The organism is Salmonella sp. SJTUF15591, from assembly GCF_043356435.1.
GTDB classification, from domain to species: domain Bacteria; phylum Pseudomonadota; class Gammaproteobacteria; order Enterobacterales; family Enterobacteriaceae; genus Salmonella; species Salmonella enterica.
This window is the reverse complement of the sequence record NZ_JBEUJO010000004.1, coordinates 73625-97875: the sequence shown is the minus strand read 5'-3', so window position 1 is coordinate 97875 and position 24251 is coordinate 73625. Positions and strand designations below refer to the sequence as shown.

The window sequence follows — 24251 nt, the reverse complement described above, 5'->3', positions numbered from 1 at the left end:
ATTTACGCCACGATGCCGACCCACGCCCCGAAAAAACCCGTCAGGAACGCTTGACCTTTCCTTCGTTGTAACGCCTAGCCTTTGCCAAAAATTCTGCGGCAGCGTTGCGGAATGGCCGACACGCTGCGGTAAAGAGGGAAACGACATGCGTAGAACATTCAAAATTATGTTGATAGCCGGCGTCATCGCCGCCATCGGGGGCGTGATTTACATGGCCGGCGAAGCACTATGGGATAAAGACAACGCCGTCGGCCCCCCGGCCAGCGCGCCGCCTCCACCGTCGGTACCGGTTGCTAAAGCCCTTAGCCGTACACTCGCGCCTACGGCGGAATTCACCGGTTTTCTGGCCGCGCCGGAGACCGTGGAGCTGCGTTCGCGCGTGGGAGGAACCCTTGACGCCGTCAGCGTTCCGGAAGGACGTCTGGTAAGCCGCGGACAACTGCTGTTCCAGATCGATCCGCGCCCGTTCGAGGTCGCCCTCGACACCGCCGTCGCGCAATTACGTCAGGCTGAAGTACTGGCCCGCCAGGCGCAGGCGGATTTCGATCGCATTCAACGACTGGTCGCCAGCGGCGCCGTATCACGTAAAAACGCTGACGATGTCACCGCCACGCGTAATGCGCGACATGCGCAGATGCAATCGGCCAAAGCCGCCGTCGCCGCAGCGCGCCTTGAACTCTCCTGGACCCGTATTACCGCGCCCATTGCCGGACGCGTTGACCGCATACTGGTGACCCGGGGCAATCTGGTCAGCGGCGGCGTAGCGGGTAACGCCACGCTTCTGACGACTATCGTGTCTCACAATCCCATGTATGTGTATTTCGATATTGACGAAGCCACCTGGCTGAAGGCGTTACGACATACCCGCTCCGACAAAAATCCACCGGTAGTCAACATGGGGTTAACCACCGATAACGGGCTGCCTTACCAGGGCGTACTCGACTTTATGGGCAATCAGATGAACCGCAGCACCGGCACTATCCGGGCGCGCGCCGTGATTCCTGACCCCGACGGAATGCTTTCTCCCGGCCTGTTTGCCCGAATCAGTTTGCCCATCGGCGAGCCGCGGGAAACCGTGCTAATTGACGATCTGGCGGTGAGCGCCGATCAGGGCAAAAACTATGTGCTGATCGTCGGCAAGGAGAATCAGGTGGAGTATCGTCCGGTTGAGCTGGGACAAATGGTCGATGGACTCCGCGTCGTTACACAGGGAGTACAGCCGGGAGAAAAATTCATCCTCAAGGGGCTGGTGCGTCCTGGCATGACCGTTGCGCCGCGTCTGGTGCCGATGCGGCAGAATGTGACCGATAAACAGACCGCGACATTGACTAAAGCGGACGGCGACAGTGCGTCGAAGGCGGTGCGCCAATGAAATTCACCCACTTTTTCATCGCACGGCCCATCTTCGCCATCGTCCTGTCGCTTTTAATGCTGCTGGCTGGCGCTATCGCCTTTTTAAAACTGCCGCTGAGTGAATATCCGGCCGTTACGCCGCCCACGGTACAGGTTAGCGCCAGCTACCCCGGCGCTAACCCGCAAGTGATTGCCGATACGGTAGCCGCGCCGCTGGAACAGGTGATCAACGGCGTTGACGGCATGTTGTATATGAATACCCAGATGGCCATTGATGGTCGCATGGTTATCTCTATCGCCTTCGAACAGGGAACCGATCCTGATATGGCGCAAATTCAGGTGCAAAACCGGGTATCCCGCGCGCTGCCTCGCCTGCCCGAAGAAGTCCAGCGAATTGGCGTTGTAACGGAGAAAACGTCCCCCGATATGTTGATGGTGGTCCATCTTGTCTCGCCGCAAAAACGCTATGACTCGCTTTACCTGTCTAACTTCGCCATCCGGCAGGTTCGCGACGAGCTGGCCCGTTTACCCGGCGTCGGCGATGTTCTCGTCTGGGGCGCGGGCGAGTACGCCATGCGCGTCTGGCTGGACCCGGCGAAAATCGCCAACCGCGGTCTTACCGCCAGTGATATCGTTACGGCGTTGCGGGAACAAAACGTACAGGTCGCCGCCGGTTCCGTCGGGCAGCAGCCGGAGGCCTCCGCCGCTTTTCAGATGACGGTAAACACGCTGGGCCGCCTGACCAGCGAAGAACAGTTCGGCGAGATTGTGGTAAAAATCGGCGCTGACGGCGAGGTGACGCGTCTGCGTGATGTCGCCCGCGTCACGCTGGGCGCAGATGCCTATACGCTGCGCAGTTTACTGAATGGCGAAGCGGCGCCAGCGTTACAGATTATTCAAAGTCCGGGCGCCAATGCAATTGACGTATCTAACGCGATTCGCGGCAAAATGGATGAGTTGCAGCAAAACTTCCCGCAGGATATCGAATACCGGATTGCCTATGATCCTACGGTCTTCGTGCGCGCATCGCTACAATCGGTGGCGATTACGTTGCTGGAAGCCCTCGTGCTGGTCGTCCTTGTCGTGGTGCTGTTCCTGCAAACCTGGCGGGCGTCCATTATTCCTCTGGTGGCGGTTCCCGTTTCGCTGGTCGGCACCTTTGCCTTGATGCACCTGTTTGGCTTTTCGCTGAATACGCTTTCGCTGTTTGGTTTGGTCCTGTCGATAGGGATCGTTGTTGATGACGCCATCGTTGTGGTCGAAAACGTGGAACGGCATATCTCGCAGGGCAAAAGTCCCGGAGAGGCGGCAAAGAAGGCGATGGATGAAGTCACTGGTCCCATTCTTTCTATTACCTCGGTGCTAACGGCGGTCTTTATCCCTTCCGCATTCCTGGCGGGCCTGCAGGGTGAGTTTTATCGTCAGTTCGCGTTGACCATCGCTATTTCGACCATCCTTTCGGCCATTAACTCGCTGACGCTCTCCCCTGCGCTGGCCGCCATTTTGCTAAGACCGCACCACGATACTGCGAAGGCTGACTGGCTAACGCGGTTGATGGGCACGGTCACTGGCGGTTTTTTCCATCGCTTTAACCGTTTCTTCGACAGCGCGTCGAACCGCTATGTTAGCGCCGTCCGTCGGGCCGTGCGCGGCAGCGTCATTGTGATGGTGCTCTATGCTGGCTTTGTGGGGCTGACCTGGCTTGGCTTCCATCAGGTGCCGAACGGGTTTGTGCCTGCGCAGGATAAATACTATCTCGTCGGCATCGCCCAGCTCCCAAGCGGCGCATCGTTGGATCGCACAGAGGCGGTCGTAAAACAGATGTCCGCTATCGCGCTGGCGGAACCCGGCGTCGAAAGCGTCGTCGTCTTCCCCGGTCTGTCGGTTAACGGCCCGGTAAATGTGCCAAATTCGGCGCTGATGTTCGCCATGCTGAAACCCTTTGACGAGCGTGAAGATCCTTCGCTTTCCGCTAACGCTATCGCCGGAAAGCTAATGCACAAATTTAGCCACATTCCCGACGGGTTTATTGGCATCTTCCCGCCGCCGCCGGTTCCAGGGCTTGGCGCGACGGGCGGCTTTAAATTGCAGATTGAAGATCGTGCGGAACTGGGATTTGAAGCGATGACAAAGGTGCAAAGCGAGATTATGTCTAAGGCGATGCAGACGCCCGAACTGGCCAATATGCTGGCCAGTTTCCAGACGAATGCCCCGCAATTACAGGTGGATATCGACCGGGTAAAGGCGAAATCAATGGGGGTATCGCTCACCGACATCTTTGAAACGTTGCAAATTAACCTCGGCTCGCTTTACGTCAATGATTTCAACCGATTTGGCCGTACCTGGCGGGTGATGGCGCAGGCCGATGCGCCATTCCGTATGCAACAAGAGGATATCGGCCTGCTTAAAGTCCGCAATGCGAAGGGCGAGATGATCCCGCTTAGCGCTTTCGTCACGATTATGCGCCAGTCGGGGCCGGACAGAATCATCCATTACAACGGCTTCCCCTCGGTAGATATTAGCGGTGGACCGGCTCCGGGTTTCTCCTCCGGACAGGCGACGGACGCGATTGAAAAGATCGTGCGTGAAACGTTGCCGGAAGGGATGGTCTTCGAATGGACCGATCTGGTTTATCAGGAAAAACAGGCCGGCAATTCTGCGCTTGCTATCTTTGCGCTGGCGGTGCTGCTGGCCTTCCTGATCCTGGCGGCGCAGTACAACAGTTGGTCGCTGCCCTTCGCCGTCCTGCTTATTGCGCCTATGTCATTACTCTCAGCCATTGTCGGCGTGTGGGTATCTGGCGGAGATAACAATATCTTTACGCAGATTGGTTTCGTGGTGCTGGTCGGCCTGGCGGCCAAGAACGCCATTTTGATTGTCGAGTTTGCCCGCGCCAAAGAACACGACGGCGCAGACCCGCTGACCGCCGTACTGGAAGCGTCCCGCCTGCGTCTGCGTCCTATCCTGATGACCTCATTCGCCTTTATCGCAGGCGTAGTACCGCTGGTACTCGCGACGGGTGCCGGCGCGGAAATGCGACATGCGATGGGCATCGCCGTGTTTGCCGGAATGTTGGGCGTCACGCTCTTCGGCCTGTTATTGACGCCTGTATTTTACGTGGTGGTTCGCAGGATGGCATTAAAGCGTGAGAACCGCATTGATTCGCATGATCAGCAAGCATAATGATGGGAATGGCATAATGAAGATCACTTTTACAGGCTATCGGCAGACCGCCACGCTGGCGACGCTTGCTTTCGTCACCACGCTTGCTGGCTGTACGATGGCGCCGAAGCACGAACGCCCCGCATCGCCGACTGCGATGGTCTATCCCTACGCAACGTCAACCGTTTCTGGCGCGCCGGATGCCGCTGACATTGGCTGGCGTGATTTCTTCCACGATCCGCTTCTACAGGAACTGATTGCGATCGCGTTACGCAATAATCGGGATTTACGCAAGGCAGGGCTCAATGTTGAAGCCGCCCGGGCGTTATACCGCATTCAGCGCGCGGAGATGCTGCCGACGCTCGGCATCGCCACCGCCATGGACGCCAGTCGCACTCCCGCCGATCTCAGCGTCATGGACGAGTCTGAGATTAACCGACGCTACGAGGCGGCTGGGGCGACGACGGCCTGGGAACTGGATCTCTGGGGGCGAGTGCGAAGCCTTAGCGACCAGGCATTAGCCGCCTATATGGCGCTTGATGAGACGTACATTGCGGCGCGAATGAGCCTGGTTTCCGAAGTCGCCAGCGCCTGGCTGACGCTACGGGCTGACCGGGAGCTGCTGCGCTTAACCGAGGATACGCTGGCCGCGCAAAAAAGTTCATACACATTGACAACCCAGCTTGCCCGGACAGGCAACGCCACACAGCTCGATCTGCGTATGGCGGAGATCGCGCTGCGTTCTGCGGAAATCAATCGCGCGGCGTATACGCGACAGTTGGCGCGGGATCGTAACGCGCTGGAATTGCTGTTGGGCCAGCCGCTCACGCCTGAACTGTCGCGTCGACTAAACGAAGCGGTCACGCTTACGGAAGGCGCGATCCCGACCACACTGCCAGGCGGATTACCGTCAGATCTGCTGGTACGCCGCCCGGATATTCGCGCCGCCGAGTACAGGCTGCGCGGCGCAAACGCCCGAATAGGCGCAGCGCGCGCCGCCTTCTTCCCGACCATCAGCCTGACAGGCGCGGCGGGAACGGCCAGCGCGTCTCTTAGCGGACTCTTTGAACCGGGATCGGGAAGCTGGCGTTTTCTACCGCAAATCACCTTGCCTCTCTTTCACGGCGGCGCATTACGCGCTGACCTGGATAGGGCGCATGTCCAAAAACAGATTGAAATCGCCAGGTATGAAAACGTTATTCAGCAAGCCTTTCGCGACGTGGCGGATGGTCTGGCGGGACAGCGTACGCTGAATGACCAGGTGCAATCAGAACAACGCGCAGTTGAAGCCAGCCAAATCGCCTATGAACTGGCCGGACTCCGTTTTCAGGAAGGCGTCGATGACTACCTTACGCTGCTTGATACCCATCGTATGCTTTATGGCGCACAGCAGCGCCTGGTGCGCACACGTCTCATGCAACAGTTAAATATCATTAACCTGTATAAAGCATTAGGCGGCGGTTGGCGGGAATACAGCGAGAAAAAGCAAGGTTAGCCCAAATAGCGCCCGCGTCGCCAGTGCGGCGCGCGCGCTAAACAGGCATATATTGCCTGCAAAATAAGGTTAACGAGGGCAACGATAAACGTTCCCGCTTAACGTGACATTGGTTTGTTTGCTTGAGCCCGAACCGTGCCATGAACTTCCTGTCTGGCCTGCACGCTGGGTTAACAGGACTACCGTATTGCCGCCCATTTTATAAGCTTTGTTTTTCAGATCGTTACGGGCACCCGTTTCCAGGTTACTGTTGGAAGTCCAGCCACCGGTAAAGAAATTCCCCTGGCTGCCCGTGATATCCCCTAAGTAGCTGCATTCCTTACCTGGCTCGCTGGTCATCACCCGTACCTGTTCAGCGCCATAATTCAACGAATTAGCGCTACATGCGGTTAAAGCCAAGCCGACGAAACATACTAAGATCTTTTTCATACTAATACCTGGTCTATTAATCATTAAATAATAACGCGTTCTTGCTTCTGAACGCCGTCAAGGAACTATATTTAAGATGTAACGAATGTCTTTCATTTGCTGAAGAAAAGTCTCTGTCATGATGCTATCATGTATGCTTGAGGCTATTTCTTGTTCAGTTTTTTCAATATGCTCTCTGAGCCTTATTTTTGTTTTTTCGTCAAGCGCCGAGATAAGTATCTTAATGGCAAGCAGCAAAGTAGGATTGATGCTTTCACACTCTCTCATCGTTAACTTTTTCATCTTGTTTGCTTCAAGCCTGATCGGCGTTTTTGTCTACACGGCAAATTTTAGATGCGAAGATATGGCGACTTCTTTGGTAAATAAATAGCAAATGGAAAAAACGTTTGAAGCCATATTTACGACAGATACGCAATCTATGAATGTACAAAGTCTTACGACTCATGCCATAGCTACTGGCGATCTGACTCATCGACTTTTTATATAAAAAGTGCCATAACAACTCCTCCTCCTTTTTTGTCAACGGCGCAAGTTCACCGACCGCTACATCGTTTGCACAAGCATATTTAATGAAATGCTCAATAAAAACAGGCTTTGCCAAATCGGGATCGATATCAGGATCTCTATCGCAGCCATGTGGATAAAGTTTTCCAATATCTCTGCGCGTGAGCCAGATTCGACGAGCATGTGGATAATGCTGCATGAGCGCCTTAAAACCTTTCCAGACCCCCTGAATCAAAACTCGTCCATCAATAATAATTATGATATCTTCGCTAGCTGATATCTGACACGAATTATATTCTCCATTGAGTGGGAACATAAAGCACTTCCCATCCTCAAAGAGTGAAGCGATGCCTAAATAAGTATAATAATCATCCGTTAAAACTATACCTATCGTTTTTAACGGAAGTTGTTCCGATAGTGAATTTATCATAATTTCATCAATAGAATAACGCTACGGTGAGTGTTTTATCTTCCTCTTAAGATTACCTGAGCGCTCATAACCATCCCTATTCTGTAGCAGCGCCATATTATTTTTAATTCCTTGCCATAAACGTAACGCTTATACTTTTAATGTCAGAAGCGATAACCTACGCTGACACCAAATGTATTGGTATCCACAGCGAAGAAACGACTGGCTTCCCATGATGCATCGATAGATATACTCTTAACTGGATTAAATATTACGCCAGCGCCGTAGGCAAAGGAGTCTTCTTTTGAGTGTTTATTAAATTTCATCGTCGCTATACCCGCATTGCCGTACAGGCTCACATAGTCATTAAAACGATATGTTGGTCCAAACATCAAAGAACCGTAGTCTACAGAATCGGAACCATTTTTATGCAATTTCCCCTCTTTCCAGGTGTAGTTCTCCATTTCATTGCGCGTCGCGGTGAATGAGCCTAACATCCCCCAGGTCTCATTGAACTCGTAACGATATTTAAAATTAAAGCCTCGCAGATCTTTGCTATCGCTATTTTTCAATGAACTGAGATGAGTTTGTGCATAACCAAACGATACGGTGTGCTGATCGTTAGCCAAAGCTAAAGGTGACGCTAATAATAAACCTAAAAAAACAAGGAACGAAGACCGTCTTTTCATTAAAACCACTCCATTTTTGATATATAATTAAGGCGGTACCGGAACTTATGGCACACAAATAGCATTTAGATTAAGAACACCTAATGCGCTTATTACCAGTCATGCCAACTGCGGAGGTAATATAACCTGATATATTCGATAATGGATATGAAATCAGTCTTACAGAGTTCTTACTTTTTTATTAATAGCGGATTCATAGTTGCTTCAGACCCGATCCTGGCATCGCATCCGTCAGGCGGGCTGCGAGAGGTTATCAGCGAGTATCAGTTACCACCATGAAGAGCAAGAAATTCATAACTAATTGTTTTTAATGCGCTTTAACTGGTGATCGAGTTAACCTTTACCCTTGCGGAGGGCAAGTTCGCAACTCGCTTTCTGACGCATTCAGACAACATTCAGATCTACTGCGCGGTACAAACGTTATAAAGCTGCCGATTAAGAGAATAAAAAAAGGTTTTCTCACCCACTTTAGATATTCGAATCTCATTAGCCGCTTCCGGATGCAGAACCCGTAAATATGATAACATATCGCCAGCCGTGTCCGTGGCAAAGACTTTTACCTGGGATACTTCGAACGTATAAACACCAGGCGCTGTTCGATGTAAATTTTTCATATACACGTCCCGGTATAATATTTTTACACCGTTATCTTTTGTTTTTATTTCATATTGAAGCGTAATTCTCTTCATCTTAAAATCAAGAACAAGACTGCCATCGGCATGGATATCTTTAGGCTGTATCGTCGTTACTGTTCTTGTCGTACATAAAAATTCATTAGTATTAATAGAACTATGGTTACTGTTTCGTACCCAAACTACCATCAGTACGACTGAAACAGCCAACATACCAAACGTCGCCACGCTTAATAACGTTCTTTTATGGAAATGCATTTCGGCTCCGCTATATCAAGTTGGTTAAGACACTGGACAAAAATATTTGTATTAGGAACGCGAATGTAATAAATGATTTTTCCGTTTTGTTTATGTATTTCATTACTCATCTCAGAGTACGCTTCAACGATATCCGTCAGATGGGTTTTATCATGCCCGACACTATAAAAAGTGTATCCATCATACGAACCCTGGAGGGTAAAGTAATCAATATTTTCACCCTTAACTTTATACATCATAAAAAACATCAGAAGCGCGGCCAGGCAAAAGTAGAGCCAATCTTTTTTATTCACAGCTCCCGGTATTGGGGGGATAATAGTGTCATCGCGTCGCACTTCAACTGTCGATAATTCTGTTTCAGCAACAGCAGGCAACGGCGTATTTTGCGCCTCATCACTCAACGGTTCAATGGAAACTGAGAGTAAAACACCCACGCGAGGGCGAGTCACAACAGATGCCCCCTTAAGACCAATTTTATCAAATGACCCTCGTAGCTGGTTAATCAATTTATAATAACTGGCATCAGAGACCACGACACCTTTGCGCCCCCAGACATAGTTAATTAAATCATCTTTTTTAAAAAGGCCTTCATGAAAAGCGATAAGCAAACTGCGTTCCGATTCAGATATCGTTATCGACTCTCCGGCGCAGGAAAGCGTCATTCGTTCACAATCAAGAATAACTCTTTTGTCAATCAGATAATTGTTCTGACTCATAAAAATATCCGCCCCAGTGCTATCACGTTTCTTCACGGCATAAACATATTACCAAGATATATCGCGCTATTGAATTTTTTTCCGTAGCGAGCTCCTGTATTATTCAGCCACCAGGCCACTCGCAGATTCGTTTTCCCCCTTGAGCAAACCATTTTGCCTCTGGGCCGACTTGCCAAGCCAGCCCATAAAGTCATTAGCCTCCATCGGCCTGGCATAAAGAAATCCCTGAACGAATCCTACCCCGTGGCTTAAGATGTAACGCAATTGGTGCTGGGTACTGACCCCTTCGGCAACCACATTGAGCCTCAGTCGCTGACTCAGCGTAATGATAGTATCCAGGACAGGAACATCATTGCTGCTGGTATCAATGGTATCGATAAACGTTCTGTCTATTTTAAGAGAGTCTACAGGTAATTGTTGGAGATAGGAGAGTGAGCAATAGCCGGTCCCAAAATCATCAATCGCTATTAACACGCCTTTTTCACGGAGCGTTGAAAGTTTTTCTGCGACCTGTGAAGGTTCTACAATCAGGCTACGCTCGGTGAGCTCCAACATAAGCGTTATCGTTCCCAAACGAGTCCTGAGCGCCTCTATATCTTGTATAAAACCGTCATCCATAAGATGCGCAGGCGATATATTTACGCTGATATAGAAATCATCCGGTACAGTCCAGTTTATTACGTCATGAGCAATCAGTTCGAACAGATGACGAGAGAGTGGAATAATCATGCCTTCATTTTCTGCGGCGGTAATAAAAATATCGGGAGTTATAAAACGGCCATCCGGTTGCGGCCAGCGCATTAGCGCCTCCACGCCGCCGCAACTACCGTGTTTAACATTAAAAACAGGCTGATAATGTACCGTAAACTCATTGTGCGTTATTCCCCTGGCAATCTCCCGGGCCAGAGATAAACGTTTTAAATACCAGCGCCTGTAGAACAACATCATCCCTACAGAAAGACACAATGACAGCGGAACAAAAATAAAAAGGTTTTGTAACCAGTATGCCGATAACGTTGAGAAAGGGGTTCGCACCATCAGCTGGATAGCGTGATCGGTTGAGGTGAAGCGCTGCGTTAAAAACGCCTTACCGCGCAACGTCGCAGCGCTGGTAATCGCCTCCCCTGCGCCGAATGTCAGGCTAAAGGCTGATGCTCTCTCTGCTGCCAATATCTCTATGAGCTCCTGGACATACTGCGAATCCACAATGACGAAGGCCGCTTTATTCGCTGCTACTTTTTTCACATAAACCACAACAAGGCGATCGGGTCCTTCGGCCATACTACCGATAGATCGCAACCACCGTTCCGGATAAGAAGCAGGTAAAGAAAGCCCTGCCAGCCGGGAAAAATGATAGCGTTCGGTTCCTGTGACAAAGGAGCAAGTGATATCACCATTTTCCAGAAACCCAATGTCACGGACATAAGGAGTGAAGGCCCGCGTTCTGGACAGTTCTTTCAGCGTATCAGTGCAGGAACTCTCAGCCAGTCTGGCGGCTTTTCCGGCGACTTGCCAGGAGGCGGCAGATATATCCGCGCTAAACCGCAGCAGCGTATTGGCGCTGACGGCGATATCTCGTTTTAGCTGGAAGATACCCGCGAGTAACCCCACCAATATCATTACGATCAGTGGAACGGCAATAAACAACATCAGAAATAGCTTTCTTACTTTCAAATCATTGCCCTCTTACCGGCCTTCCTTTTGCCACTGTACGCTTTTATAGGATAACTAAAGTAACATTAATATAGAAAAGCAATATTGAGAGATAGGTTATACGTTCTTAATGATAGCAAGATGGCACTCCCTGTGCCGAAAATAGACAAGAAAATATCAATACCCAACAGGTGCAGGGTACTATCGTTAAAATAAGCGATAGCAGATATCTAAATTCAATATGTTAGCCAGATGCCAGGTTCGCTGCCTGATGAGGCATAACCATCACGGAACGAATTCCCATCAATACAGGGATTATTGGCTACAACTCAACGTTACTACTGGTGGTACACACATTATACAAATGTCGATTAAGCGAAAACATGTAGGTATTTTTCCCAACTTTGACCATCTTTAACTCATTAATCGTACCAGGCTGTAACAGTCTCAACCAGGAAAACAAATCGCCAGCAGTATCAGACTCAAAGGTCTTAACTGAATTGACTTTAAAAGTAAATGTTTTCATACCCGTTCTGCGCAGTTTGCTGATGCAGATGTCACGAAAAAAAAGCCGCTTCTCTTTCGTATCGGTAGTAACATCGTAGTGTAGGGTAATCCTGCCGGATTTAAGATCCAGCACAAGTCCACCATCCATGTACAATTTTCGTGGTTCAATATACGCTTCTGATTTTGTCGTGCATATAAGATTATTGGTTCTATAAGAGTCACGATTTACCCACTCAAGCGCTATTACCGATCCGATTGCGACAATGGCGATAAATATTACAAATATAATCAGTAACGTTCTTTTACTGTAATACATTTTGGCACCGCCATTTCAACAGGATTTAAGCATTGCAGAAAAATATTCATATTTGGCTCCCTGATATAATAAAGATGGCGTCCATTTTGCCGGTAAATTTTAATTTTTAGAGAGTTAAAAGCAAAAACTACTTCACTTAATGTGACCTTATCCTCTTTTGTTTTATAGATTGCATAATCGTTATATTCACCAAGATATGTAAAAAAACTATCAGGGCTGTTACGAACAGGCGCTTTATATATAGTAAATACACCATAGAGCAATGCCAAAAGAATGGCTCCTGTTAATACCACAAATACGCTGTGACGTTTAATTTTGTAAAATATGTTCTCCCGAGTCGGGGTGCCTTTAACGTTTTCATCACTCACCTTTAGGGAGGTGATTTTTTTTATAGGTTCAATGGCAACAGACAGCGATACCCCCACCCGAGGGCGAGTTACGATATCAGATGGCTGTAGACCGATGCTACTAAAATCATTTCTCATTTGATTAATGAGTTTATAGTAACTTGATTCTGAGACGCAGCCTCCACGATTTTCCCAAACAAAATGAATAATATCTTCTTTTTTGTAAAGACCATGCCAAAAAGCAAGAAGCAGATGGGTCTCAGCTTCTGATATTCTGATTATCTCATTACCATGCGATAAGGTCATCTTCGTACTATCAAATACAACACGCTTATCAAGTAAAAATATGCTTTCATTCATGACAATCCTAAAGGTAACTGCATCCATCATTCAGACGACATATTATCATGCTCAAAAAAGAATTCAGCCCCCTAATTAACCTGAGTTTAACTTATAAGTCTCACTTATAGTAAACAATAATTGACACAAGCATTACCTGCACATTACAAATCAAACAGTTATAGGTAAATCTGAACACTTTTCTTTACCTTAACGCAAACTCAGGAAACTTCTGAAAGGCCAAAAGTAAGAAAAAAGTAAGACTAATTATACTGTTTCAGAAGCACATTTCAGAAAATTTACCTTAATCTCACCATCGTATTATCCATCGGGAGGTTTACCTGATACGGATTTTACATAGCAAAAATGTGCAGGTTTGTATTGCAACATAGTCTATCTATTCAGACGCGGAGAGAATTGTTATCGGATTACACTCAATCAAATGATAACACTATCAGTTGTACCAATGAGATGTATGGACGAAAGCGCTTATCGCTCTATTTCATGATAAGAGAAATAAGTCTGTTTGTTTTATATCGCATTATCAATAGTCAGGAGGGTATAGCTCACATCCAAAAATAGAGTTAATAATCGTTATTTTTACCACTCCTCCATAAGCACGAAACATTCGGGCGAATTGCACTCGTCCTGAAAAAGTAAAGATTAATACAGGAACATTATCATATGTCTATGAAAAAATATTTAGCAATGATCACAGGTTCGCTTCTTGTCTCCAGCAGCGCGATGGCTGTTTCTGATAACACCATCACCTTTCAAGGGGAAGTCTCTGATGAAACATGCTCTATCGTGATTAATGGTAATCAGGCTAAACCCGTCGTGTTATTGCCAACAGTAAGTACTAAAGATTTATCAGAACAAGGGAAAACTGCGGGGCCAATAACGTTTGATATTGGGCTGTCCGGGTGTACCGGCTCTAAGGACAAAACAACAAAAATTTCCACCGTCTTTGTCGGTAATCAGGTCACCAGTAACGGTAACCTGGGTAATACTGGCAGCGCGAAAAATGTTGAAGTCCAATTACTCGACACTTCAGGGGAGCCAATCAATCTGACCGGCGGCTTTACTGGCGACGGCGACCTACAGCTGGAACCAAATGCTTCTGAAGCGAGCGCGACTTATACCGCGCGGTATTACTCTACCGGGAAAGCAGAGGCAGGGACAGTCGCTGCCACCCTACAATACGCCGTTTCGTATAAATAATCGTCGCTACGGTCTGGCGTTGAAACGCCAGACCATTTTCAATCGCCAGGGAGTTGTTGAGATGAAAATGGATACCCGACATTCCGCATTATATTACTTAATAGTTTTTCTATTGCTGGCTCTACCCGCCACAGCATCGTGGGCGAGCGTTACTATTTTGGGTAGCCGAATAATTTACCCATCAACAGCCTCCTCCGTAGATGTGCAGTTAAAAAATAATGACGCAATACCTTATATCGTACAAACCTGGTTTGACGATGGCGATATGAATACCAGCCCGGAAAATAGCAGCGCGATGCCGTTTATTGCCACGCCGCCGGTATTTCGTATTCAACCCAAAGCAGGCCAGGTGGTACGCGTAATTTATAACAACACGAAAAAATTGCCGCAGGATCGTGAGTCAGTATTCTGGTTTAACGTATTACAGGTACCACCAACGAATATTGGCAGCGACAGCGGGCAAAATAAAATGTTGGTGATGCTGCGCTCAAGAATAAAACTTTTCTATCGTCCTGACGGGCTAGGTAAACCTGATAATCTGGCGAAAAAACTACAGATTAAAACGGTAAATAAGGGTTCCGGAAAAAGCGGTATTGTTATTGTTAATCCGCAGCCCTGGTTTGCCTCTTTAAGTAACCTGAATGTAAAAGTGAACGGCGCTTCGTATAACCTGGATGCTGACATGATTGCCCCTTTCTCCAGTCAAACCTGGTGGCTGCCGGGCAAACGGTCACTCAAATCCTTCTCCGGTACAGTCACCGTTACTTTGGTTAACGACCTGGGCGCAAGGATAAGCGAGAGCTACGATGTCCCCCACCATTAATTTGAACCGCAAAAGCCTTGCGCTATTGATCGCCATAGTTTGCTCAGGCTCCGCGCAGGGTGAAGAGTATTATTTTGATCCTGCGCTACTTCAGGGGGCCACTTACGGACAAAATATTGCCCGTTTTAATGAACAGCAAACGCCTTCCGGAGACTATCTTGCCGACGTTTACGTTAATGGCACGCTGGTAACCTCGAGCACTAATATTCGATTTAATGCTGTAAAAGAGGGTCAACAGACTGAACCCTGCCTGCCCTTATCGGTGATGAAAGCAGCACAGATAAAATCACTCCCCGCGACCGACGCTGCGACCGAGTGTCGCCCGCTCAGGGAGTGGGTACCTCATGCCGGCTGGCAATTTGATAGCGCCACGCTTCGCCTGTTGCTGACGATTCCAATGACCGAACTTACGCACAAACCGCGCGGTTATATCTCCCCTTCAGAGTGGGATAGCGGCGCGCTGGCGCTGTTTTTACGCCATAACACAAACTGGACCCACACCGAAAATACCGACAGCCATTATCGCTACCAATACTTATGGAGCGGTTTAAACATGGGCGTTAACCTCGGACTTTGGCAGGTCCGTCATCAAAGTAATCTGCGCTATGCCAATAGCAACCAGGGCGGAAGCGCCTGGCGCTATAATAGCGTTCGAACCTGGGTGCAAAGACCTGTCGCGTCTATTAACAGTATCCTGTCGCTGGGCGATAGCTATACGGACTCCAGCTTATTCGGCAGTCTGTCCTTTAACGGGGCTAAGCTTGTCACCGACGAGCGGATGCGCCCGCAGGGCAAACGCGGTTATGCGCCGGAAGTTCGGGGCGTAGCGGCCAGTAGCGCGCACGTGGTAGTAAAACAACTGGGGAAAGTGATTTATGAAACCAACGATCCGCCGGGCCCATTTTATATTGACGATCTGTACAACACCCGTTATCAAGGCGATCTGGAGGTAGAGGTTATCGAGGCCAGCGGTAAAACCTCACGTTTCACCGTGCCTTATTCTTCCGTGCCGGATTCGGTACGTCCCGGTAACTGGCACTATTCGCTGGCCTTCGGCAGGGTTCGTCAGTACTACGATATTGAAAATCGTTTCTTTGAGGGAACGTTCCAGCACGGCGTTAATAACACCATTACCCTCAACCTCGGTTCACGAATTGCGCAGCGTTACCAGGCATGGCTGGCGGGCGGCGTCTGGGCCACCGGTATGGGCGCGTTCGGCCTTAACGCCACCTGGTCGAATGCGCGCGCAGAGCATAACGATCGCCAGCAAGGCTGGCGCGCGGAACTCAGTTACAGCAAAACGTTTACCACCGGCACTAACCTGGTACTGGCGGCTTATCGTTATTCAACCAACGGCTTTCGCGATCTTCAGGACGTGCTCGGCGTACGCCGGGAAGCAAAAACAGGGATTGATTACTACTCCGACACGCTGCATCAGCGCAATCGCCTGTCCGCGACGGTAAGCCAGCCGTTAGGACGGCTGGGCACGCTTAACCTCAGCGCCAGCACCGCAGACTACTACAATAACCAATCGCGTATAACACAGCTACAAATGGGGTATAGCAACCAGTGGCGGAATATAAGCTACGGGGTGAATATCGCACGACAGCGCACCACCTGGGATTACGATCGCTTTTATCACGGCGTTAACGAACCACTGGACGTGAGTAGCCGACAAAAATATACCGAAACCACAATGTCGTTTAATGTCTCTATACCGCTGGATTGGGGCGAAAACAGAACGTCTGTCGCCATGAATTATAACCAGTCCAGTCAAAGCCGTTCTTCAACCGTATCCATGACCGGCAGTAGCGGTGAAAACAGCGACCTGTCATGGTCGGTTTATGGCGGCTACGAGCGTTATCGCAATAGTAATAGCGATAGCAGCGCGCCAACGACGTTTGGCGGTAATCTACAACAGAACACCCGGTTTGGCGCACTTCGCGCCAACTATGACCAGGGTGATAACTATCGTCAGGAAGGGCTGGGCGCGTCCGGCACCCTGGTTCTTCACCCTGGCGGTCTGACGGCTGGCCCCTATACCAGCGATACCTTTGCGCTTATTCATGCCGATGGCGCGCAGGGCGCGATCGTACAAAATGGCCAGGGCGCTGTGGTTGATCGCTTTGGTTACGCCATTCTGCCTTCGTTATCTCCTTACCGCGTCAATAACGTTACGCTCGATACCCGTAAGATGCGCAGCGATGCCGAACTGACGGGAGGAAGTCAGCAGATTGTGCCCTATGCCGGCGCCATCGCGCGTGTCAATTTCGCCACTATCAGCGGCAAAGCAGTGCTGATCTCCGTGAAGATGCCGGATGGCGGCATACCGCCAATGGGCGCTGATGTTTTCAACGGTGAAGGCACAAACATCGGCATGGTCGGCCAGAGTGGGCAGATTTATGCCCGTATCGCCCATCCGTCGGGTTCTCTACTGGTGCGCTGGGGAACAGGGGCAAACCAGCGTTGCCGGGTTGCCTACCAACTCGATCTTCACACCAAAGAACCGTTTCTCTATCTGAACAAAATCTGCGAGAAGGAATAGCACAATGCTTTTTAGTTTCCGAACGCTATTGTTTATCACCAGCCTGTTCGTCAGCGCCGGAACATGGTCGTCATGTATCAAAGTCACCGATAAGAGCGCGCTCTCTGACGCGGCGATAAAAGCGGGCTACACGGCGCAAAACTGGATCGGCGCAACTGACACGAATACCGGTAATATCGGTTTGCCAACGGTGATTAGCGTCAGTAATAGTGAAACATTTCAACCCTCCGGCACGCTATTGGCCAGTGGGATCGGTAACTTCCTGACGGCCGCCACCGGCACGCCCTATTCCAGTAAACAGGTACTTTACCGCTGCGATTCCGCCGATGCCGGGAAGCTCTATGAGATGTATTCGACAAATGGCGATAGCGCTTTTGCGGGGGCATTTTTTACTCCCGAAGTAGAAGGCGCTTATTATGATGTGGAGCGTAATGTTGCTGTCCGTATGACAAACCTCAGTACCGGCGAATATTACAGCCGTTTCTGGAAAGAACGCCAACTTACCGCAGACAGTTGGTTTCAGGATGACAAATATATTTATATTCCTGCCAGCGCGTTTAGCAACGTGTTATATGAGATGTTTAAAATTGACTCAAGAAAATATTTTGCCTACCAGAATCCAATGGACCGAGATACCTGGACGCAGCCTCGGGGTTATATCGCGTTTAAAGGCCCAGGCTTGATTACCGAGCGGATCAAAGCGGGACTGGATCATGCCAGCGATTATTATGGCTGGCCCAGCTATTGGCCCGGGGCATGGAGTACATATAATAGCGTCACCTATGTTCGCGGCGCGTTATGTAAAATCACAGATTATCCTGCGATCGTGAAAATTCCCCCTGTCGCCGTCGGCATATTAGCCGCCGGAGGCAATAGTCAGGCGCCTTTCCACGTCAGCCTGGAATGTGAGTCCGGCGCAGTGTCCAGCGCCCTCCCGTCCACCAGCGCCGCTAATGTCGCAATGGGGTTTGTCGTTAATCAACCCACCGCCGTGGCGGCGGCGCGTCGCCTGGGGCTAACCACATCCGCAGGCGGTCTGTCGTGGCTACTGGACACCCATTATGGCGAACCTGGCGTAGCTTCCGGAGTGGGTATCCGCATCTATAACGATGCCGGTACGCCGATTAACCTGTTACCCGATCGGATCAAGACAGGCACTGGCAACGCCCGAGGCTGGTATGGCTATAAAGATTTAACCACACGGGTATCATCCGGTTCAGTAGAAACCTATAGCGGTGATTTTACTGCCTCGCTTGAGGCGATCGGCGGACAAACAGTAACGGCAGGAAGCGTGAATGCGCAATTACAGGCAGTGGTTAGTTTTCAGTAAAGTCATATTAACGCTACTTGGGTTGACGGGATGGTATGGCCCGGCACAAGCCGCCGTTAATATTGACAGAACCCGAATTATTTTTGCTTCAGATGATGTCGCTCAATCGTTGACATTATCCAACGATAATACAACGCCGATGCTGTTACAGGTATGGACCGACGCCGGAAACATTGACGCCTCTCCGGATAACAGCAAAACGCCGCTGGTGGCGCTGCCGCCGGTATTTAAAATGCAGCCAGGAGAACTGAGAACGCTTCGCCTGCTCCTGAGTTCCCGCCAGCAGCTTGCAACGGACCGGGAGAGTCTCTTCTGGCTAAACATTTATCAGATACCGCCACTCCCCCATGACATTAAAAACCACCCGCGAAAACTGGTATTACCGCTTCGTTTGCGGCTAAAAATTTTAATTCGCCCGACCGGATTAAAAGCGCCCACGGAAGCGGAGGAGAAAAAATTACGCTTTATTGCTAAAGAGAATACTATACGGATAGTTAACCCCACCTCGTGGTATATGAGTTTAACGTTAACGATGGATAACAAGAAAAGTATCGGCGATATCATGGTTGCGCCGAAAACAGCACTTGATGTGCCGCTAACACGCTCGCCAACGCCGGGAGCATCGATAAATTATGCAGTAATCAATGATTCCGGGAACTGGCGACAATATACCGCCATACTGGAAAAATATATTAGTGAGAGTGATTTTACTCCTGAGTTTTGATGGGAAATATTCAGGGATACGATCGTATCCCTGAGACAGGCCAGAATTCAGCATGTACCATTGTCAAAAATAGCATTAAGCTGATATTTTACTTTTTGCACGGCATCTTTGTTCTGTTGAGCTCCTTTCTCCTCAACAGACATATCCCATACGTTTTCATTATCTGATTCAACTAATGTGTAGAACGTATTATTATTACGCATCATATAACCGCGAAAATTATTTTCGATGCCCGTTGTCACAGGCTTAGCAGCCCCTGAGAATAACGAAAGGCATACCATGCAGAACGAATGCTTTCCGGACTGACGTCCTCATAGACATCTATACCATGCAAAACAAGTACGCGAGAAAGAAAATGAGAAGATTGTTATGAAAGAAAAGTTTGTAACTACTTGATTGAGATGGTGCCGATAATAGGAGTCGAACCTACGACCTTCGCATTACGAATGCGCTGCTCTACCAACTGAGCTATATCGGCCCTGAGAAGGGTGTGTTCACGCGGGTGAATCACGGGGTAGAAGGTTAAAACTAACCGGGCGGTGCGTCAATAGCCTTGCTACTCAACCGGCTATTTTTGCACCGCTCGTCATTAATTACGCACGAATCGTACCATCGCCAAAGCCGATCCACTTATAGGTGGTAAGCGCTTCAAGCCCCATCGGACCGCGGGCATGTAATTTCTGCGTGCTGACCGCCACTTCTGCGCCAAGCCCAAACTGCCCGCCGTCGGTAAAACGGGTAGAGGCGTTGACATAAACCGCAGCGGAATCCACTTCGTTCACGAAACGCGCAGCATTATGCATATCACACGTCAAAATCGCATCGGAGTGCTGAGTACCATGTTCGCGAATGTGGGCGATAGCGCCATCCATATTTTCGACCACCACAACGTTCAGATCCAGAGACAGAAACTCGTTATCCAGCTCTTCCGGTTTCAGCGGCACCAGTTTGGCAGGGCCATGCAGTACCTGCATGACGGTTTCATCCCCATGCAACGTCACGCCGCTCTCCGCCATCTGCTTGCTCAGCACAGGCAAAAAGCGTTCTGCGATGTCCTGATGCACCAGCAAGGTTTCCACCGTGTTACAGGTGCTCGGGCGCTGGGTTTTAGCGTTGACAATAATCTTCAGCGCCGGGGCGATGTCTGCGCTGCTATCGACAAAAATATGGCACACGCCAATCCCGCCGGTAATCACCGGAATGGTGGATTGCTCGCGGCACAGTTTATGCAAGCCTGCGCCGCCGCGCGGGATCAGCATATCGATGTACTTATCCATACGCAGCATTTCATTGACCAGCGAACGGTCCGGATTATCAATCGCCTGAACCGCCGCCTCCGGTAAACCGCAAGCTTTCAGCGCCTTCTGAATGACACGAACGGTTGCGGCATTCGTGCGATGCGTCTCTTTCCCACCGCGTAGAATCACCGCATTACCGGTTTTCAGACACAAAGAAGCCACATCAACGGTAACATTCGGACGCGCCTCATAGATAACGCCAACCACGCCCAACGGCACGCGGCGGCGCTCCAGACGCAGGCCGCTGTCCAGCAGACCGCCGTCGATCACCTGCCCGACCGGGTCGGCGAGATTACAGACCTGGCGCACATCGTCAGCAATCGCTTTCAGACGCGCAGGGGTCAGCGCCAGGCGGTCCAGCATCGCTTCGCTCAGGCCGTTGGCTCGCGCCTGCTCAACATCTTGTACGTTCGCGCTGAGGATACTTTCCATTTGCGCTTCCAGTTCATCGGCTATTTTTTCCAGCACGCGATTTTTTTCGCCGCTGGAGAGCAGCGCCAGCTTATACGACGCCGCTTTAGCAGCAATGCCCATTTGTTCCAGCATATGCCTGTTCCTTATCGAGTAATCATGTCATCACGATGAACAGCGACCGGGCCATATTCATAGCCCAGAATCGCATCGATTTGTTGAGAGTGGTGACCGGCTATCCGCCGCAGAGCATCACTGTTATAACGGCTGACGCCATGAGCGATATCACGCCCTTGCAGGTTACAAATTCTGATGACCTCCCCCCGCGAGAAATTGCCCGTCACGCTTTTGATGCCTTTTGGCAGAAGTGAACTGCCACGTTCCAGCATTGCCGCGGTCGCGCCTTCATCAACCGTAATTTCGCCTGCCGGCGGCGCGCCGAAGATCCAGCGTTTGCGGTTCTCCAGCGGCGAGGCTTGCGCATGAAAACGGGTGCCGACGGAAATCCCCTCCATCACATCGCCGATCACGCCCGGTTTACTGCCTGAGGCAATAATCGTATCAATACCCGCGCGACAGGCCACGTCTGCCGCCTGAAGCTTAGTGCTCATACCACCGGTCCCCAGTCCGGAAACGCTGTCTCCCGCGATAGAGCGCAGCGCATCGTCAACGCCATACACATCTTTGATAAGCTCCGCCTGCGGATTGCTACGCGGATCGGCGGTAAATAATCCTTGCTGATCGGTCAGCAGCAGCAGTTTATCCGCGCCTGCCAGGATCGCCGCCAGCGCGGAGAGGTTATCGTTATCGCCCACTTTAATTTCCGCTGTCGCAACGGCATCATTTTCATTGATAACCGGCACAATATGGTTATCCAGTAATGCACGCAGCGTATCGCGGGCGTTCAGAAAGCGCTCTCTGTCTTCCATATCCGCACGCGTCAACAGCATCTGCCCGATATGGATACCGTAAATTGAAAACAACTGCTCCCACAGTTGAATCAGGCGGCTTTGCCCTACCGCCGCCAGAAGCTGTTTAGAGGCAATTGTTGCCGGCAGTTCCGGGTAGCCAAGATGTTCACGTCCGGCGGCAATCGCGCCAGAGGTAACAATAACAATACGATGTCCTGCGGCGTGTAGCTGCGCGCACTGGCGGACAAGTTCTACGATATGGGCACGGTTCAGGCGGCGCGATCCGCCTGTTAGCACGCTGGTGCCGAGTTTTACGACCAGCGTCTGGCTGTCACTCATGATTCTCTGCCGTTCAAAATAAGAAATAAAGACCAAATGAACGTTTTAGCAGGACTGGCTCCGGTTGCCAACAACCTGTACGCGTAGCGTGAAATTTTGTTGCGCAGGATCAGCAAGCGTAGCGGCGGAATTTGACCATTTTATTACCGCAACAATTAAACATATTTTTTTAAAAAAATTCTCACTTTGTCATAAATCTTTCATTACCGAACGTTAAAAACCTTCCTGTTTTTTACCGGGTCTCCCGACAAATCATAGCGCGTAATTAAAACAGGAATGGAAATGAATAAGAGCACTCTGGCAATAGTGGTGAGTATCATCGCATCAGCATCTGTTCACGCCGCCGAGGTTTACAATAAAAACGGTAATAAGCTTGATGTGTATGGAAAAGTTAAAGCCATGCACTATATGAGCGATTATGACAGCAAAGATGGCGATCAAAGCTACGTTCGTTTTGGTTTTAAAGGCGAAACGCAAATTAACGATCAATTGACCGGCTACGGGCGCTGGGAAGCTGAGTTTGCCGGTAATAAAGCCGAAAGTGATTCGTCCCAGCAAAAAACCCGCCTGGCCTTTGCTGGCCTGAAATTAAAAGATATCGGTTCTTTTGACTATGGACGTAACCTGGGCGCGCTGTACGATGTTGAAGCCTGGACGGATATGTTTCCCGAATTCGGCGGCGACTCTTCCGCCCAGACCGATAATTTTATGACTAAACGCGCCAGCGGGCTGGCGACTTACCGCAATACCGATTTCTTCAGCATCGTTGATGGACTGGATCTTACCTTACAGTATCAGGGGAAAAACGAAGATCGCGATGTGAAAAAGCAAAACGGCGACGGCTTCGGCACATCCGTGAGCTACGATTTCGGCGGCAGTGATTTTGCCGTCAGCGGCGCTTATACTCTCTCCGATCGCACCAGGGAGCAAAATCTGCAGCGCCGCGGTACGGGCGATAAAGCCGAAGCCTGGGCTACGGGTGTTAAGTATGACGCGAATGATATTTATATTGCGACTTTCTATTCAGAAACCCGCAACATGACGCCAGTTTCCGGCGGATTTGCCAATAAAACCCAAAACTTCGAGGCAGTTATCCAGTATCAGTTTGATTTTGGTCTGCGTCCGTCATTAGGCTATGTGCTGTCAAAAGGCAAAGATATTGAGGGCGTCGGCAGTGAGGATTTGGTGAATTACATTGACGTTGGCGCAACCTATTACTTCAACAAAAATATGTCCGCGTTTGTAGATTACAAAATCAATCAGCTTGATAGCGATAACACGTTAGGCATTAATGACGATGATATTGTGGCAATAGGGTTGACCTACCAGTTCTGATAAGTCGCATTGTGCCTGATGGCGCTACGCCATCAGGCATGACAGCAGGGTTATGCCGACAGTTTTACCGGCTCGTCGTTGAAATCGTCAGACGGCTCCAGCGCCAGCTCCATAGAAATCAGCAGGTCGCGTAGCTTTTCATGAAACTCGCGTAGCGTGTATTCCAGTCGCTCCACCACTTCGGTTTCGTTAATCGGCACTGCGGTCCAGTTGCCCTCTTTATCAAACAAACCAAACTGATAACGATAAGTGAAGCGTTTCTCTTGTGCTTCCAGCTCCATCCACCAGCCCCAAAATTCACGCTTCTCTGGCGCGGGCTTCACGTTGACGCAAACTGCCAGGCAATCGAAAAAAAAACGATTGTCTTCGCACTGCCCTTCCCGGATATAGGGGCCAAGCGCGGTAAATTTCTTGATCAATCTACTTTTCGGGTGTCCACTCGGTAACGTCATTGCGATCTCCTTTAATGAAGCAACTGTTTTACCAAATCAATAGAATTTATCAA

The 24251-nt window shown here is 49.8% G+C and carries 20 protein-coding genes, 1 tRNA gene and 2 pseudogenes; 9 read left to right on the top strand and 14 right to left on the bottom strand.

Annotated elements, in window-relative coordinates; translation table 11 throughout:
• The first annotated feature begins 145 nt into the window (after positions 1-145).
• From mdsA to mdsC, 3 genes are read left to right on the top strand one after another with little or no spacing between them, the layout of a single operon-like run.
• Positions 146-1372: a multidrug efflux RND transporter periplasmic adaptor subunit MdsA gene (mdsA, locus tag ABVM99_RS10565; RefSeq protein WP_052938264.1), complete on the top strand. Its 1227-nt coding sequence runs from the start codon at positions 146-148 to the stop codon at positions 1370-1372.
• Positions 1369-4536 carry a multidrug efflux RND transporter permease subunit MdsB gene (mdsB, locus tag ABVM99_RS10560; protein ID WP_000673152.1) on the top strand — a complete coding sequence of 1056 codons (3168 nt, stop codon included), beginning with the start codon at positions 1369-1371 and terminating at the stop codon, positions 4534-4536. The genes mdsA and mdsB overlap by 4 nt, the downstream gene beginning before the upstream one ends.
• A 16-nt stretch (positions 4537-4552) precedes the next feature.
• Positions 4553-6010, top strand: a complete 1458-nt coding sequence (gene mdsC, locus ABVM99_RS10555) for a multidrug efflux transporter outer membrane subunit MdsC (RefSeq protein ID WP_023195652.1) — start codon at positions 4553-4555, stop codon at positions 6008-6010.
• Positions 6011-6079: 69 nt separating this feature from the next.
• Here the strand turns inward: mdsC and ABVM99_RS10550 are convergent, their stop codons facing one another.
• From ABVM99_RS10550 to ABVM99_RS10510, 9 genes and pseudogenes are all read right to left on the bottom strand, one after another.
• On the bottom strand, positions 6080-6439 hold the full coding sequence (locus ABVM99_RS10550; protein ID WP_000722978.1) for a DUF4156 domain-containing protein: 360 nt from the start codon (positions 6437-6439) through the stop codon (positions 6080-6082).
• Positions 6440-6496: 57 nt separating this feature from the next.
• Positions 6497-6721, bottom strand: a complete 225-nt coding sequence (locus ABVM99_RS10545) for a membrane protein (protein ID WP_000737124.1) — start codon at positions 6719-6721, stop codon at positions 6497-6499.
• Positions 6722-6731: 10 nt separating this feature from the next.
• Entirely contained in the window at positions 6732-7373 is a 642-nt protein-coding gene (locus tag ABVM99_RS10540; protein ID WP_000610824.1) for a helix-turn-helix transcriptional regulator, read from the bottom strand.
• Between the two features lie 143 nt (positions 7374-7516).
• On the bottom strand, positions 7517-8041 hold the full coding sequence (locus ABVM99_RS10535) for an Ail/Lom family outer membrane beta-barrel protein (RefSeq protein ID WP_000830237.1): 525 nt from the start codon (positions 8039-8041) through the stop codon (positions 7517-7519).
• Positions 8042-8442: 401 nt separating this feature from the next.
• Positions 8443-8931: a hypothetical protein gene (locus ABVM99_RS10530; RefSeq protein WP_023195651.1), complete on the bottom strand. Its 489-nt coding sequence runs from the start codon at positions 8929-8931 to the stop codon at positions 8443-8445.
• Positions 8904-9647, bottom strand: coding sequence for a transcriptional regulator (locus ABVM99_RS10525; RefSeq protein WP_000081365.1), 744 nt, complete (start codon positions 9645-9647; stop codon positions 8904-8906). The genes ABVM99_RS10530 and ABVM99_RS10525 overlap by 28 nt, the downstream gene beginning before the upstream one ends.
• A gap of 99 nt (positions 9648-9746) precedes the next feature.
• A complete protein-coding gene (locus ABVM99_RS10520) occupies positions 9747-11321 on the bottom strand; it encodes an EAL domain-containing protein (RefSeq protein ID WP_072101849.1) in 1575 nt (524 codons plus the stop codon).
• 501 nt (positions 11322-11822) lie between these two features.
• Positions 11823-12123 (bottom strand): annotated as a pseudogene (locus ABVM99_RS10515) (hypothetical protein).
• Positions 12096-12830, bottom strand: coding sequence for a hypothetical protein (locus tag ABVM99_RS10510; RefSeq protein ID WP_023195648.1), 735 nt, complete (start codon positions 12828-12830; stop codon positions 12096-12098). The pseudogene ABVM99_RS10515 and the gene ABVM99_RS10510 overlap by 28 nt, the downstream one beginning before the upstream one ends.
• 663 nt (positions 12831-13493) lie before the next feature.
• Between ABVM99_RS10510 and ABVM99_RS10505 the strand changes: the two genes are divergently transcribed.
• From ABVM99_RS10505 to stbE, 5 genes are all read left to right on the top strand, one after another.
• Complete coding sequence (locus ABVM99_RS10505) at positions 13494-14030, top strand: fimbrial protein (RefSeq protein WP_393926916.1); 537 nt, start codon at positions 13494-13496, stop codon at positions 14028-14030.
• Positions 14031-14091: 61 nt separating this feature from the next.
• Positions 14092-14853: a fimbrial biogenesis chaperone StbB gene (gene stbB / locus ABVM99_RS10500; RefSeq protein WP_000781492.1), complete on the top strand. Its 762-nt coding sequence runs from the start codon at positions 14092-14094 to the stop codon at positions 14851-14853.
• Complete coding sequence (locus ABVM99_RS10495; protein ID WP_023195647.1) at positions 14837-17398, top strand: fimbrial outer membrane usher protein; 2562 nt, start codon at positions 14837-14839, stop codon at positions 17396-17398. The genes stbB and ABVM99_RS10495 overlap by 17 nt, the downstream gene beginning before the upstream one ends.
• A gap of 4 nt (positions 17399-17402) precedes the next feature.
• Positions 17403-18728, top strand: a complete 1326-nt coding sequence (gene stbD / locus ABVM99_RS10490; protein WP_000899098.1) for a fimbrial usher protein StbD — start codon at positions 17403-17405, stop codon at positions 18726-18728.
• Positions 18694-19452, top strand: coding sequence for a fimbrial biogenesis chaperone StbE (gene stbE / locus ABVM99_RS10485; RefSeq protein ID WP_023195646.1), 759 nt, complete (start codon positions 18694-18696; stop codon positions 19450-19452). The genes stbD and stbE overlap by 35 nt, the downstream gene beginning before the upstream one ends.
• A gap of 47 nt (positions 19453-19499) precedes the next feature.
• Here the strand turns inward: stbE and ABVM99_RS10480 are convergent.
• The 4 genes and pseudogenes from ABVM99_RS10480 to proB form a co-directional block, all read right to left on the bottom strand.
• Positions 19500-19721: pseudogene (locus ABVM99_RS10480) on the bottom strand (hypothetical protein); the annotation flags it as partial.
• Positions 19722-19854: 133 nt separating this feature from the next.
• A tRNA-Thr gene (locus ABVM99_RS10475) sits at positions 19855-19930 on the bottom strand.
• Positions 19931-20045: 115 nt separating this feature from the next.
• Complete coding sequence (gene proA / locus ABVM99_RS10470; RefSeq protein WP_023195644.1) at positions 20046-21296, bottom strand: glutamate-5-semialdehyde dehydrogenase; 1251 nt, start codon at positions 21294-21296, stop codon at positions 20046-20048.
• A gap of 11 nt (positions 21297-21307) precedes the next feature.
• Positions 21308-22411 (bottom strand): glutamate 5-kinase, encoded by a 1104-nt coding sequence (gene proB, locus ABVM99_RS10465; RefSeq protein WP_001285275.1) that lies wholly within the window; start codon positions 22409-22411, stop codon positions 21308-21310.
• Positions 22412-22693: 282 nt separating this feature from the next.
• On the opposite strand from proB, the gene phoE reads away from it, so the two are divergent.
• Positions 22694-23746, top strand: coding sequence for a phosphoporin PhoE (phoE, locus tag ABVM99_RS10460; protein WP_052938263.1), 1053 nt, complete (start codon positions 22694-22696; stop codon positions 23744-23746).
• A gap of 50 nt (positions 23747-23796) precedes the next feature.
• Here phoE and crl read toward each other — a convergent pair whose 3' ends face one another.
• Positions 23797-24198, bottom strand: a complete 402-nt coding sequence (gene crl, locus ABVM99_RS10455) for a sigma factor-binding protein Crl (protein ID WP_000174693.1) — start codon at positions 24196-24198, stop codon at positions 23797-23799.
• Positions 24199-24251: the final 53 nt, after the last annotated feature.